The 13,969-nt window shown below is 43.5% G+C and carries 12 protein-coding genes; 11 read left to right on the top strand and 1 reads right to left on the bottom strand.

Annotated elements, in window-relative coordinates; genetic code table 11:
• The first annotated feature begins 570 nt into the window (after positions 1–570).
• The 4 genes from ABEW32_RS13990 (at position 571) to ABEW32_RS13975 (ending at position 5,513) form a co-directional block, all read left to right on the top strand.
• On the top strand, positions 571–1,824 hold the full coding sequence (locus ABEW32_RS13990) for a sugar ABC transporter substrate-binding protein (protein ID WP_430188557.1): 1,254 nt from the start codon (positions 571–573) through the stop codon (positions 1,822–1,824).
• Positions 1,825–1,860: 36 nt separating this feature from the next.
• Positions 1,861–2,745, top strand: coding sequence for a carbohydrate ABC transporter permease (locus ABEW32_RS13985; RefSeq protein ID WP_016820227.1), 885 nt, complete (start codon positions 1,861–1,863; stop codon positions 2,743–2,745).
• A gap of 18 nt (positions 2,746–2,763) precedes the next feature.
• On the top strand, positions 2,764–3,618 hold the full coding sequence (locus ABEW32_RS13980) for a carbohydrate ABC transporter permease (RefSeq protein ID WP_013368987.1): 855 nt from the start codon (positions 2,764–2,766) through the stop codon (positions 3,616–3,618).
• Between the two features lie 131 nt (positions 3,619–3,749).
• Positions 3,750–5,513: a sulfatase family protein gene (locus ABEW32_RS13975; protein ID WP_430188556.1), complete on the top strand. Its 1,764-nt coding sequence runs from the start codon at positions 3,750–3,752 to the stop codon at positions 5,511–5,513.
• A 57-nt stretch (positions 5,514–5,570) separates the two neighbouring features.
• On the opposite strand, the gene ABEW32_RS13970 is transcribed toward ABEW32_RS13975, so the two are convergent.
• Positions 5,571–6,143, bottom strand: coding sequence for an RNA polymerase sigma factor (locus ABEW32_RS13970; RefSeq protein WP_430188784.1), 573 nt, complete (start codon positions 6,141–6,143; stop codon positions 5,571–5,573).
• A 226-nt stretch (positions 6,144–6,369) separates the two neighbouring features.
• Here ABEW32_RS13970 and ABEW32_RS13965 point away from each other — a divergent pair, with 226 nt between their 5' ends.
• The 7 genes from ABEW32_RS13965 to ABEW32_RS13935 all read left to right on the top strand — a co-directional run bounded on the left by ABEW32_RS13965 (position 6,370) and on the right by ABEW32_RS13935 (position 13,961).
• The gene (locus ABEW32_RS13965) at positions 6,370–8,112 is read left to right on the top strand and encodes an ABC transporter ATP-binding protein (RefSeq protein WP_430188554.1); all 1,743 of its coding nucleotides are present in this window, start codon (positions 6,370–6,372) and stop codon (positions 8,110–8,112) included.
• A 105-nt stretch (positions 8,113–8,217) separates the two neighbouring features.
• Positions 8,218–8,403 (top strand): CLI_3235 family bacteriocin precursor, encoded by a 186-nt coding sequence (locus tag ABEW32_RS13960; RefSeq protein ID WP_080561119.1) that lies wholly within the window; start codon positions 8,218–8,220, stop codon positions 8,401–8,403.
• A gap of 73 nt (positions 8,404–8,476) precedes the next feature.
• The gene (gene ccpM / locus ABEW32_RS13955) at positions 8,477–9,931 is read left to right on the top strand and encodes a Cys-rich peptide radical SAM maturase CcpM (protein WP_430188552.1); all 1,455 of its coding nucleotides are present in this window, start codon (positions 8,477–8,479) and stop codon (positions 9,929–9,931) included.
• Between the two features lie 11 nt (positions 9,932–9,942).
• Complete coding sequence (locus ABEW32_RS13950) at positions 9,943–11,067, top strand: TIGR04066 family peptide maturation system protein (RefSeq protein ID WP_430188550.1); 1,125 nt, start codon at positions 9,943–9,945, stop codon at positions 11,065–11,067.
• Positions 11,068–11,080: 13 nt separating this feature from the next.
• Positions 11,081–11,356 (top strand): peptide maturation system acyl carrier-related protein, encoded by a 276-nt coding sequence (locus ABEW32_RS13945; RefSeq protein WP_430188548.1) that lies wholly within the window; start codon positions 11,081–11,083, stop codon positions 11,354–11,356.
• Between the two features lie 97 nt (positions 11,357–11,453).
• Positions 11,454–12,236 (top strand): muscle M-line assembly protein unc-89 Uncoordinated protein 89, encoded by a 783-nt coding sequence (locus ABEW32_RS13940; RefSeq protein WP_430188547.1) that lies wholly within the window; start codon positions 11,454–11,456, stop codon positions 12,234–12,236.
• A 135-nt stretch (positions 12,237–12,371) separates the two neighbouring features.
• A complete protein-coding gene (locus tag ABEW32_RS13935) occupies positions 12,372–13,961 on the top strand; it encodes a S8 family serine peptidase (RefSeq protein ID WP_430188545.1) in 1,590 nt (529 codons plus the stop codon).
• Positions 13,962–13,969 lie beyond the last annotated feature (8 nt).

Below are 13,969 nucleotides of genomic sequence, written 5' to 3'. Positions count from 1 at the left end.
CAGCTCTCTTTTTCAGATTCATGAGATTTTTTGGATAAAGTTGATTCAAAAAAGTACTGAACAGGCTAATAGCTAGTATAAAAGCATAATCTTCTGTTGTATTATTAATCGAAACGTTTCTATTGTTGGACTCAGTTGGATTATATACGCTTCCAAATGGAGAGTCAAATGCAAAACGGGGGTTTTTTATAGGACAAATAGCGTAATAAAGATTGAAATAAATGAAAATGAGATGCGATTCCAAGTAAATAAAAAATAATATCCCTATTGAATACGGTTTCAATTTGTTCTATAATGACTATCGAAACGTTTCTATTGATGAGTATGGTCCTTAGGCTTTGAACATAATTGTTATAACGGTATGCTTTAACTGCTATGTTTTTACGTGTACAAGGATTTTGCAAAATTTGATTCTTATCGTTCCGAAGTACAATATATAGACGAACTAGACCATTTCGATCTATATATTAGTTATTGGAATTCGCTTATTGATTTTCTGCAAAATCCTAGCATTTGAATCCGTTATCATATTGCATGATCGGTAAACTGATCATCTCGGGAGGAATTCGTATGATGAAAAGAACATTGGGGATCATTTTGGCAAGCACCTTATTACTGGGGGGTGCGTTGGTAGGCTGTTCATCCAAGGATGATTCGTCGGGCAAAGATGCAAATGGCAAGACGACCATCACCATGTGGGGCATGGGAGCGGAAGGAAAGCTGCTGCCTGAAATTGTAAAAGATTTTGAAAAAGAAAATCCAGATATTCACGTTGATGTACAGGCGTTGCCTTGGGATAACGCTCACGACAAATTGCTCACGGCGGTTGCCTCAAAATCAGGTCCAGATGTTGTCCAGCTCGGTACATCATGGGTGCCGGAATTAGCATCTGCGGGTGCACTAACAGACATCACGCCTTACATCAGCAAATACCCTGAGCTTGAAGCGAAAAATTTCTTCAAGGGCGCTGTGAGTACGGCTCAATTTGAAGGTAAACCGGTCGCCGTACCTTGGTACACTGAAACGCGAGTTTTATTCTATCGTTCGGACCTACTGAAACAGGTTGGATACAATGAAGCACCTAAAACGTGGGAGGAACTGTCCGATGCTGCTCAAAAACTAGCGGCTCGGGGTAAAGGCAAATATGGTATCTCCTTTAGTGCAAAGGAGCAGTCCATGGGCTTTATGTTTGCTCTTCAGAACGGTTCCAAGCTGGTTGACGAGCAGGGCAATCCGCTATTCAACCAAGCACCGTTTGTAGATGCTGTGAAGTATGTAAATACCTTTTTCCAAAATGGCTCTAACGCAGTGGATATTGGAATTGATTCCGTTCAAGGTTTGCAAGGCGAGGGGATCGTTCCAATGTTTATCAGCGGTCCTTTCATGATTAAAGAAATCAAGAGCAAGGCACCAGAACTGGAAGGCAAGTGGAATATTGCGGAGCTTCCTGGCAAAGTAAACAACCTATCCGTTTTGGGTGGAGCCAACCTTTCAATTATGAAATTCAGCAAGCACCCAGAGGAGTCGGCCAAATTCCTGGCTTACATGAGCAAACCAGAAACACAACTGAAATGGATGGAGCTGTCCAGTAACTTGCCTGCGACTACTAAATCGTGGGAAGATGCCAAACTGAAGAGTGATCCGATGCTTCTGACGATTCGCAAACAGCTGGATCATTCCGCAGCATTGCCGCAACTGGCTGCATGGGAAGAGGTTTCTCAACAGTTCATCAAGAGCTTCGAGCGTATTTACCGCGGTCATGCCGATGTACAGAAGGAAATGGATGACTTTAATCAGCAGGCTGCAAGTATAATGAAAAAATAATGATCCATATCCGTCATTGTCAAAGGGAGTGAAGGCATGAAAGGAAGCTCGCAGAAGCTTGCGCCATACTTGTTTATCGGTCCCTCCATCATCCTGTTAACGCTGTTTTCGTTATTGCCGATACTACTGGCGCTCGTGATCAGCTTCACGGATATGGATCTGTCCGGACTCGTTAATTATGAAAGTATTCGCTTTATAGGATTGGAAAATTACACGAACGTGCTTTTGGACCCTTCCTTTTTGAAGTCCATTGGGAATACGTTGTTCTTTGTTATCATTGGTGTTCCGCTGGTGTTGATATTTTCGCTCAGCATCGCGATTCTGATTAATATGGGTAAATCACGTGCTTTTAAAGTATTCCGCGTCGTGTTCTATCTGCCGTCCGTAACGAATGTGGTTGCGGTCGCAGTGGTTTGGAGCTATCTGTATAATCCGACGCTTGGATTATTCAACTACGTACTTGGTCTGGTGAATTTGGGTCCCGTCCCATGGCTGACCGATCCAACAGTAGCGAAAATTTCGCTGATTGTGTTAGCGGTTTGGCGGGGCATCGGCTTAAACATGATTATTTTTATTGCGGCTATTAAAGGCATTCCAGGCTCTTATTATGAAGCGGCCCAGCTTGACGGGGCCAATACATGGCAGCAAATTCGGTATATTACGCTTCCGCAGCTTCGTTACGCTATTTTCTTCGTGTCCATTACGACGATGATTGGCTGGCTGCAATTTTTCGAGGAACCTTTTGTCATGACCAAAGGGAAACCGCTGGACGGCACGCTGACGGCATCCTTGTTCATTTACAATAACGGCTTCCAATTTAGTAAATTCGGGTATGCCGCGGCGGGATCGTTCATTCTGTTCTTCGCGATCATCGCGGTAACGCTGATTCAGTTCCGTTTGCAAAATAAAGCGGAGTCCTGATAGAGAGAGGTGATGAGCGTGAAAACAGCTGTTCAGCAAGCCCGCGCCAATACGCGCAGTGGTGAAAAAACATTTCAATGGTTCGTGGCGATTCTCCTGACTGTGGGAGGTCTGTTGATGGTGCTGCCTTTTGCGTGGATGATTTTATCCTCCTTTAAGACAGAGGGCGAGGTAACCAAAATTCCTCCAACCATCTGGCCGGAGCATTTTACACTGGATAATTTTAAAATCCTATTCGATAGCATGGCGTTTGGAACTTATCTGACGAATACGCTGATCATTGTCCTAGCTTCCTTCTTCGGATTATTCCTTAACGCCATGGCGGGCTATGGTTTTGCCAAATTCCAGTTTAAGGGCAAAGGCTTTCTGTTCTATCTGGTACTGGCAACCATGATGATTCCAGGTCAAGTGACGATGATTCCCGTCTATTTGATTCTGAACCAGATGGGATTGACCAATTCCATGCTGGGGATTGTCCTTCCTGGATTGGTGGGCGCGTTCGCGATCTTCCTCTTCCGGCAGTTCATGTCCGATATCCCGGAAGAACTGCTGGAGGCGACACGTCTTGATGGAGCAGGGGAGTTCCGCACTTTTTTACAAATCGTGCTGCCCATTTCGACGCCGATTATTGCGGTACAGGCCATCCTGACCTTTATTGGCGGATGGAATAGCTTCTTATGGCCGCTCATTATTGCGAACGATGAGAAGCTGTACACCTTGTCCGTAGGTTTGTCACTGCTCAAGGGACAGAACGAAAGTCAATTTGCCCTGCAAATGGCGGGCTCGACCTTTATGGTCGTGCCGATTATGATTATCTTCATTATTTTCCAAAAGTATATTATCGAAAATTATACAATTTCGGGTATTAAGTAATCGCATATAACGGCGGTGTTTCCTTTGTGATAAAAGGGAACCCGTCGTTTTGTTGTTTTACCAATTCGGACGACTGTTTCACGGCTTCATAACATATCTTTAGGGTAAAACTGACCTAGGATGTGTGTTTCATGAACGATAGCTTATCTTTACCCAGACCGCTTGAACGGCCTAATTTTCTTGTACTCCTTGTGGATGAAGAACGGTATCCTGTAGTTTATGAAAACCCGGAAATCCAAAAATGGAGCAGACAAAATCTGATTACACAAGGACTTTTGAGGTCTCACGGGCTGGAGTTTCACAGGCATTATATAGGAAGCGCTGCGTGTAGCCCTAGCAGAACAACCTTGTTTACTGGCCATTATCCGTCACTCCATGGGGTCACTCAGACGGATGGAGTGGCTAAGGGACCATTCGACTCCGATATGTTCTGGCTGGATAGAAATACGGTGCCTACCATGGGTGATTACTTTCGCGCAGCAGGTTACCAAACGTATTACAAAGGGAAATGGCATATATCCCATGAGGATATTATCGTCCCGGGTACACACAATGCTCTCCCTAGCTATCATCCGCTGACTGGTGTACCCGACAGAAAACAGGAGGACATATACGAGCGAGCCAACCGCTTGGATAACTTCGGATTTTCCGAATGGATTGGGCCGGAGCCGCATGGGAGAAACCCACGAAATTCCGGTTCTTCTGCTGGTTTTGGTTTAAATGGGAGAGACGAAGTATATGCTGCGGATACTGTCCAGCTTATCGAAGCCCTTGAACGACAGAAGGAATATGATACCCATGCAAAGCCTTGGTTGGTCGTAGCTTCATTTGTGAACCCGCATGATATCGTTTTATATGGTGCTATTACTGCACGGCTACCCATGTTTCGATTTGAGGTGGAGCCGATGCCGGCAGTTGCCCCTCCCCCAACGATCAACGAATGGTTGGGCGCCAAGCCACGCTGTCAGGCAAGCTATCGGGATATTTATCCTAGAGCGCTACAGCCCATTGTGGATCAATCCTTTTACCGTAAGCTATACTACCAGTTGCAAAAAAATGCAGATCGTCAAATGCTAAAGGTATTTGAAGCGCTGACCCGTTCATCCTTTTATGATAATACCATTGTTATTTTTACATCCGATCACGGGGATTTGCTAGGTGCTCACGGTAATCTCCATCAAAAGTTTTATTGTGCCTACGAAGAGATTGTACATGTACCATTGGTCATCCATAACAGGCATCTGTTCCCTCAGTATAAAAGTGAATATACGCTGTCAAACCATGTGGACCTTCTGCCTACGATGCTTGGACTGGCGAATGTAGACATCACAGCAGTCCAGGGGCGCTTGCAAAACAGCTTTACGGAAGCTCGTGCTTTGGTGGGGAATGATCTGGCTCCTGTTATCCGGGGACAAAACCAAGGCCAAATAGCTGATCAACCGGTTTATTTTATGACCGACGACGATATTACCCGGGGACAGCGACAGATAAATATACTAGGAAGAGCATATCCATCTGTTATTCAGCCCAATCATGTCGAGACAGTCATAGCGACTCTGCACACAAATGGTGCCAAGGAGTTGTGGAAGTTTAGCCGCTATTTTGACAATACTCAATTTTGGAGCCAGCCGGGAGTGAAGGATGTGACTATGCAGCCTGTGGGCAATTCTGTATGTGATCAATACGCTTACTGGGCTACACAGGTCAAAACACAACCGGATCGTGACGAATATGAATTGTATAACCTAACCAACGACCCTATGGAAACATGCAATCTTGTCCACCCCGCTTTTGCAACACAGCAGACCAGGAGCGCTCATCAACAGATGATATACTTACTGGAGGAACAACGTAAGCACAAACGTTTATATCCTGCTCAATCAGGTGTTTGGTGAACATAATTAGAGCTTCTCTTTGCAAGAGGGGCTCGCTTTTGCTTTACATGGATATGTTTATATATGAAGACAATATTGGTGGGATAATGTACGAATTTTCCGTTTTAGTCTGTAAATCCGGGTCGTTGTCGCCGTAACTGAAATATTATATTTGTCAGCGAGGAAGGAAACAGGCAGTTGTTGACAAAAGTAATCCTGATAGAGCGTATATTCAATGTTGGAAAGCTGCGTCAGTATGCTAACAATCACCGTATCCACATCTTCCAGCTTCTGATTCTCCCACTCCTCCTCTACCGAATTCGAAAAACCACATATTTTCTCACATTCAAGCGTAGTTTCATGCTTTCTTTGCGTATAGTAGCACCTAAATGATTTATAAATGAGATTCCTAGCTGTAAGGTACAGCCATCCCTTAACATTGGGGTGATGCTTGAGCTTGACCAATTGCTGTCTTGCCGCTACAAAAGTATCTTGTGTACATTCTTCTGCCATAAATTTAAAACAAGATTGATTCTTGATTAAATGCATACAGAACCGATATACCTCACTCAGATACAGTTCACAAATTTTTTTGTAAAAGCATCTGGAACTACCTCTGCATTGATCCTCTTTGCAACAGTCAGTAACCATCGTGGTCGGCATTTGTTCAAGCCCCCTTTGGACGGATAAAAAAATAAATGACTTTTACATGTTCCAATCGTATACATTAATACCAATTTTCAAGAATGACAAAAATCATATTTAATCTCGCAAATGTGGAATTACTAGAACAGTTAAGAGATATTTTAAGGTGATTTTGATTCCGATACGGAATTAGTTAATAGGGGGAGGGCGCATCAGCTGAAGGGGGGAAAGGATGAAGGATTCTGTAGTATACAAACGCTTGGCAGCAACCTTTAAACCTCATTTGAAGACAGTCGTGATCATTGTGACATGTCTCATCGTATCAGCGGGCTTGAATATATTGTTGCCTTTGACAAGCAAGACCATTGTAGATCAAGGTCTCTTGAAAGGGGATATGTGGGCTGTAGTCCTGTACACTTCTGCTGCGTTCTTCATCGTTTGCTTGGACAAGCTGCTGAATGTGTGTAAAGAATTCTTTCGGGCAGGCTTAAGCGCACAGGTTACCTTTTCCTTATTTGAAAAGGCGTATCTGCATCTGACAAGAGTCCGAATGAGCTATTTTAGCCGTACGAATGAAGCAGAACTGTTGAACCAGATTAGTACAGATGTAGGCAATGTTTCAAGGATCACAGATAGTGGAGTGTTTTTTACTATTATGCAGGCGTTCAGTATGATTGGTGGTTTATGTGGTCTGCTGCTTATTAGCTGGAAAATGACTGTAATTGTGCTGTGCTTTTTGCCTATCAAATATGTTGTAGTGAAGTATTTTGTGAAGCGCAGAAAAAGACTGGTGGGGGATTTGATTGAAGGCAGCAGTGATTTTGCCCGGTGGTTTGGGGAATCTGTCGGAGGTATGAAGGAGCAGCGGATGTTTGGTCTTATCCCCGGTAAGCATCAGCAGTTCTCATCCAAACAGCGGCGAATTGTAGATTCAGAACGAAAACTGTCTCTTCTGGATGCATGGAATATCGCTTCAGAATCGATTTTAATTCAACTTCTGATGATGCTTGTGTATGTTGTTGGAGCTGATCTTATTTTTCGTTTACAGCTCACTGTAGGTGGTATTTTTGCCTTTGTTTCTTACAGTGCTTATGTTACCACTCCCATTTTCGCTATTTTAAACATTGGCTACATGCTGGCCGAAGTTGTTCCTTCTGCCGTGCGATACTACCAGTTTTTGGATTGGGCAAAGGAAGAGACATCTAATTCAGTCCCTGCTACGTCTATTCTCCCTGAGCCGTCTCCTGAGGATCACATTTCGTTTCATCATGTTTCTTTTGCATATACCAAGGATGAGCCAATCCTATCCGACGTGAACTTTAGGATTGCCCGGGGGGAAAAGGTAGCTATCATAGGAGCAAACGGGGCAGGAAAGTCTACGCTCCTGGATTTGATGATGAGGTTCAGCCAGCCTGATCAGGGGATGATCACTTATGACGGCATGGACATTCAAAGCTATGAAATAGAGGAGTATCGAAGTCAGATAGCCTTGGTCAGCCAGCATGTATATTTATTTGATACTACTCTTTTTGAAAATATCCGCTTAGGCACAGAAGTCAGTAATGAAGCAATAGAGAAAATTATTGCGGAGGTTGGTCTGGAAGAATGGGTTCACAGCCTGGCCGATGACTTCCCAATAGGCTCGAATGGCTCCAAGCTGTCGGGAGGGCAAAGACAGAAAATAGCCATGGCCCGGGCATTGGTCAGAGAAGCGCCATTGTATATTCTCGATGAGGCGACTTCCCATTTGGATGTGGCAGGCAGGCTAAGTGTTCAACAATTGTTGAAGACCCGATTGAGTGACAAGACCGTAATGATCGTTACCCATCACAGCGAGATATTAGCGCATGTCGATAAGGTTATTTTGTTGGAAAGTGGCAAACCACTCCAAATCGGAACACATTCACATTTTATGACCTGTCATGCGGAATACAGAGGATGGATATCAGAGAAAGAAGAGGTCCCCATAAAATGATGAAAAAAACAAACGCTTTTATCGTGTGATTTAATACCATGTAAGGAATTAGTATGGGTGAACACCCGTTTTAATCATATTAAAAAATGAGAGGAGTAGTTTTACATGCGCAAGCTTGTGAAAAGAAGTACGAATGTAGGCGACACGATTGAGGCATTTGGCTGTGGTTGTTCCTGTTATTGTCCTTGCTCCTGTTATTGTGCTGGCAGTTTGACTCGAAGCTCCAATACATCGCGAGAAAGTGACGGTTCTTATCGCAGAGATAATGGAACGGGAATTGGTAATTATTAAGTTTGTATTTGTATGGAGGAGCCTGGACATTGCAGGCTCTTCTGTCCACATCAAAACAGAGTAGGTGTGAATCATGAACATGTGCCAACCTTTTATATACACGTTTCAGACGAGACTCCACCATTATGTATATGATGTAAATACCAATTTAATCTTACGAATTAAAGAGGAGGCTTATCATTTTCTGAATTCGCATTCCAGTTTCGACCTGGATCAGATGGATGCTACACCGGAGTTGCAGCAGTATATCCGTGACTTGTTGGATAACGGATTTTTATCTTCGCAGCGTCCACAGATTATGATGCATCCGAAGACGAAGCACTTGGAGCATATGCTTCAGCATCAGTTGAAGACCCTAACTTTGCAGGTCACTCAAAATTGCAATCTTAGATGCTCTTATTGCGTGTATTCAGGAGGATATGAGAATCGGGGTCATACCAGTCTGATGATGGATTTTGAGACAGCGCGCAAGTGTATTGACTTTGTCATTGATCGGTCAGTGGACAGTGACCGCTTGGACTTTGGTTTTTATGGGGGAGAACCGCTTATTAATTTCCCTTTGATCAAGCAATGTGTTGAATATATTAAGGAGCAGGTAGCATACAGAGATGTGGGTTTTCACTTAACGACCAATGGTACGCTGCTTAATGAAGAGATTTTGGACTTTTTGGATGAGCATCATTTTGTGCTGACGATCAGTCTGGACGGAGATCGGGAGAACCATGACAGGAACAGACGGTTTGCTGTTAACGGACGGGGCTCGTTCGATACGATCATTGCCAATGTAGACACAATTAAAATGAATTATCCTGCTCTCTTTGAATGGATTAATTTTAATGTGGTGCTGGATACTCGCAATGATTTTGGTTGCATTAACGACTTTTATACGAACTATGAAACGTTCGAAAGTCTGTACAGTGTGAGATCATCCTACATTAATGATGCTTATGTGAAGGATGAAATTTTGTACAGGAATGAATTTATTGAGCAGAGGGGCTATGAGGTTTTTAAAATGATGCTCTCCAAGTTTGGAAGAGTAGATGAAAGCCATGTCTCCAAACTGATTAAAGACTATTATATTCAGATTTATTTCCGAATGTTTCATTATAGAAAGCCTTCGGCGGGGATGCCTATAGAAGCACATCATGGCGGACCCTGTGTGCCCGGTGTTCAACGCCTGTTTGCTGATGTGCATGGAAATTTATTTCCATGCGAACGGGTGAGTGAGCAGTCGGAGGTCGTGCAGATTGGAAAGGTGGACACTGGCTTTGAAATAGATAAAATCAGCCAAATTTTAAATGTAGGGACGGTTACGGAGGATGCATGTAAAGACTGTTGGAACTTCCGTTTTTGTACGCTATGTGTGGCTGTAGCAGATGATCTGCACACCTTGTCTAAAGAAAAGAAGCTGAGTCACTGCTCTGTAGTTAAAAATGATATCAGGCATACCTTACTTGATTTTTGCATGATGAATGAGCTGGGATATGATTTCTCTGAGGATACGATCCTTGACTTTGAAAAAGCATGAGGGGTGTCTCCATGACGAATAAATTAATCATTTTTCCGTTTGATTATGAAACGATAGCTCTGGTTAGAAACTTGAACTTATTAGGAAGTTATGGGGAAGTTGTACTTATTTCTTTTCAAGGGTCGGGTATGATCGGGAAAGATGCCTGTGTGGTGGACAAGGGACAAGTAACAGACCTTATCGTGAAGCCGGTGTCTTGCTTGGAACAGGAATTAGAGAGCTGTGATGACATTTTACTGGTACAATCCAACTTCAAGCTGGATGTAGCTGAGGTGTATCTCCCAGTGATCAAGAAGGCTGGACAACTTGGCAAAAAAGTCATGTGTAATTTCACTTTGCCAGACTCATGTATGGAACTCATTCAGCCCAGTGAGGAGCATGGCTACAAGCTAATTTTAAAAAATACATTTGATGTGCGCACGGAACATATTTCACCACCGGACCCGTCTTCCGCCATACATGATTTTTTTACACCGGTTTTGTTTGTAATAGGTCTGAACGAGCGAACCCATAAGCTTCATTTGCAGCTTAACATCCGGCAGAAGCTTGAAGCGCAAGGATATCAGGTATCGCAAGTGACATCTAACGGATGCGGAGAGCTGATAGGTGCGCATTCTTTCCCGCAGTTTATGTTTGAGGGCGGGATGACCGAGACGCAGAAGATTATTATGTTTAATCGATATTTGAAAAAAATAGAGCAGAGTGAAAAGCCGGATTTGATACTCGTAGGTATCCCAGGCGGGATTGTCCCTTTTAATAACACGTTCACGAATTATTTTGGAGTAACCTCATTTTTGGCATCCCGTGCAGTTAGACCCGATGGGCTGATCTGTTGTCTTCATTATGATGAATATAATCTAAAATACCTGGAGCATGTCAAACAATACATGGAAAATCGCTTTTCCTCTTCATTGCTGGGATACGCCTTGAGTAACAATGTATTCGATAGCTATTCTTCTTCCACGGTGAATTTGCAATATGCTTCTGTTGATCCTCGTTTTGTGGAAGAGAAAAAACAAGAGCTTTCCAGTTATCCCGTGCCTATACTCAATCTGTCTAGCGATGAGGATATGGGCAAGCTGACGGAGGACATTTTACACTATTTTTCAGTCGATCATCATGTAGCTCAGTTCTAATGGAGGGAAGAATATGAACTTTACTCAGGATGTAACAGAAACACGAGCTAAGCTGGAAAATATATTTGGGGAACTTTTTAACATCAAAGCGAGCGAGATCAATCAAGAGGCTACTTTATTAGGACCAGAAATGAGGTTATTTCCCCGAGATCTGGTATATCTATTATTTGAGGTGGAAAAAAGATTCGCCATTCAAATTCCGGAGGAGCGTATATTGGAAGGGGGGTTGCTTACATATAACAGCTTGTATGAGACGATAAAGGATTGCTTGACAGTGGAAAAGGAATGAAGGATTTGTGAAAATGATGATAAAACATACAAAAACATACAAAAAAATCCGATATACCTCTAGAATCACTTATTAGAAGAGAATTGGAGGTTTTAGGATGAATGTATCTTTTACATCATCTCACCAATCGCCGTTCCGCACCGCAGATAACAACCGACTTGAACTACGGCATCCACTTTCCGCGCAGGCTGAAAGAAAGAGTATAGGCAAGCCGCAAAACAAGATTATTCAACAATTGACAGAGCAAAAGCAAAATTTAATGGAGAGGCGTTCGGACTATGTAAGTAATGCCCTCAAGCGTGGTCTCGGTCCAGAAGCTGTAAAGGCTGAAATGGAGGAGATCGATAAGCAGATTCAGCAAATTGATGAGAACATTCAAAAACAGTCGCTGGAAGAACAAAAAAAGGCTTTAGGCATGGATGAGGACAGTAAAAAAGAGGCTCAGGAAGGTAAAAAGGAACAATATATACCGAAGACTGCAGAGGAACAGAGGCAAAATCTGATCACCTATACCATGCATGGTATAGTATCTGCAAACAATGAGTTGAAGAATGCCAAAATAGCTAAAATGGCACAAATCACATTGGGAAGCGAGGCTAAGGGCTGGGAAAGCACTAACCCTGCAAAATCAGCGGCTTTGCGTGAGAAGGCAGAAGGGCTTGACGGAAAAATTATGGGAATCGCTGCGAGTATCAATGAACGCATCAGTGAAGCCGCGAATAATGCACCGGCGATGACCGAACGGGATGAGCCAAAGGATGAGAAGGAGATAAGTCCAGAGGCTGGCAGAGTGTGGACTGAACAAGAAATCAATGCCTACCAGGATTCAGCTAAAAAAGAGGAGAAGGCTGCGGGTACGAACGTAAATATTGCAGTCTGATCCAGCTATTTTGCGTATAGTACACGAACTAGGAGGGTGCTTATAGACGAACGCTAACGTTCGTAGAGGCACCCTCCTCTTACTTAATGAAATGGAACAGAGCAGTGAGGATCCGAAGGGGGAGGGGGAGAAACAATGAATGCCAAGATCCATGTAGCCTTCATTGACGATGGGGTGAATGCTGACTTCCTGAACTCTCATTTATTATACGACGTCGAAATAGCACATGGGGGCGCAGAAGATGGGCGTAGCTTAAATCACGGTACGCTGTGTGCTGCTATTGTACAAACGTATTTCCCGGATGCGATGATTAGCAGTGTGAAAATAATGAACGATAGAAAAGGAAATGCGGTGCAGCTTTGTGCCGCACTGGATTGGTGTGTAAAGCAAGGGGTACAGGTAGCGAATATGAGCCTGGGAAGCATAAATTATCGGGATCGAGAAATGCTGCGAGAAGCTGTAAATGATGCAGCTAGAGCAGGACTGATTATGGTGTGTGCTGCACAAAACGGGGGGCTTCTTACTTATCCGGCTTCTTTTGCTAATGTGATTGGAGTACGCTGTGACCGAAGCGGCATACTTATGGCAGGGCAATATACATATGACGCTGAAAAAGCTTATTCAAGTGGTATTGAATTTACCGCTTTTGCCAGACATGAACTGGTAGATTCAACGGGAGGGATTGTGCGCTGCTCCAATAGCAATAGCTACGCCACTCCATTCGTTACGGCCCAGGTGTGTAAAGCTTTGCAGCAGTCCAAGCATGTTCCTTCTATAGAGAAGCTAAAATATATTTTGTATGAGAATAGCTACCGTCCGATACAGGATACGGATTTACCTGTAATCCAATACAAACATCCAGATTGGATACGACGTGCCCATGTGTTTAAGGGGGAGGACGTAGTTGGCTCGGCAGCACCTTATTATTTTCAGACCCCATATGAAGCCCAAATTCCTCGCACAAAAGTAGCTGCATTCATCGAACAAGCGATCCTTCGGGAGCAGGAGCAGCAGCCGGATTCAGCCTTTAGGACGGGAAAATGGAGTGGGGATCTGACAGATACGATTGTCTTGCTGGGCACAATGGAACCAGAAGAGTTGCAGGAAGTGGAGCAATTGGCTGTGCGTTATCAAAAACATGTCGTTTATATCTCTACAAGTCAACGCCACACTCCTGACCCGCCTTTTTTATCTGACCATTTGCGCTGGTGGCAGCAAGAGGATTATTTATTTATAAAGCAGGAGGAGACGATTGCGATAGAAGCTTCTCACATTCCGCTTATTTACATGTATTATAGCAAGGAGATTGACATCCTATATTTTTTGCATGTGCTGAGAGATTTCTTTACCCGAGATGGATATCAAAGCTGGATCGTGGTAGACCAGCCTACCGCTATGCTGCATGATCTGGAGTATTTGCCTCTTAAAGCTGCAATCCATGGATTACAGGAATTAATAATCGCTGCCGGGGCAAGGGCTTATAGTGCGTATACGGATATTGCCATTTTCTGCGTAGAGGCTCAGCATATTTCAAATTGGAGCAGAGAGCAAGGTGTATCAGGGGTTGATATTGAGCTTTCTGTGATATCTGTAGTAGAGGCTGACAGCATTCAAATCTCTATACAGACAGAGCAGCGATATTCGCAAGAATGGGTTTTTCCGGATTTAAACGAGGGAGATATAGGCCGTTTTTATACAAGTTTAGAGCAGCTACTGGTAAACTGATATATAAA

Source organism: Paenibacillus jamilae (genome assembly GCF_050482105.1).
Lineage (GTDB): Bacteria > Bacillota > Bacilli > Paenibacillales > Paenibacillaceae > Paenibacillus > Paenibacillus jamilae_B.
Note: the sequence above shows the minus strand (reverse complement) of the source record. Positions and strands in the feature narration are given on the sequence as shown.

Coding starts and splice junctions, on each gene's coding strand:
- ABEW32_RS13940 (WP_430188547.1), top strand. CDS start 11,454: ATGAATGTATCTTTTACATCATCTCACCAATCGCCGTTCCGCACCGCA.
- ABEW32_RS13975 (WP_430188556.1), top strand. CDS start 3,750: ATGAACGATAGCTTATCTTTACCCAGACCGCTTGAACGGCCTAATTTT.
- ABEW32_RS13985 (WP_016820227.1), top strand. CDS start 1,861: ATGAAAGGAAGCTCGCAGAAGCTTGCGCCATACTTGTTTATCGGTCCC.
- ABEW32_RS13945 (WP_430188548.1), top strand. CDS start 11,081: ATGAACTTTACTCAGGATGTAACAGAAACACGAGCTAAGCTGGAAAAT.
- ABEW32_RS13935 (WP_430188545.1), top strand. CDS start 12,372: ATGAATGCCAAGATCCATGTAGCCTTCATTGACGATGGGGTGAATGCT.
- ccpM (WP_430188552.1), top strand. CDS start 8,477: ATGAACATGTGCCAACCTTTTATATACACGTTTCAGACGAGACTCCAC.
- ABEW32_RS13950 (WP_430188550.1), top strand. CDS start 9,943: ATGACGAATAAATTAATCATTTTTCCGTTTGATTATGAAACGATAGCT.
- ABEW32_RS13990 (WP_430188557.1), top strand. CDS start 571: ATGATGAAAAGAACATTGGGGATCATTTTGGCAAGCACCTTATTACTG.
- ABEW32_RS13965 (WP_430188554.1), top strand. CDS start 6,370: ATGAAGGATTCTGTAGTATACAAACGCTTGGCAGCAACCTTTAAACCT.
- ABEW32_RS13960 (WP_080561119.1), top strand. CDS start 8,218: ATGCGCAAGCTTGTGAAAAGAAGTACGAATGTAGGCGACACGATTGAG.
- ABEW32_RS13970 (WP_430188784.1), bottom strand. CDS start 6,143: ATGGTTACTGACTGTTGCAAAGAGGATCAATGCAGAGGTAGTTCCAGA.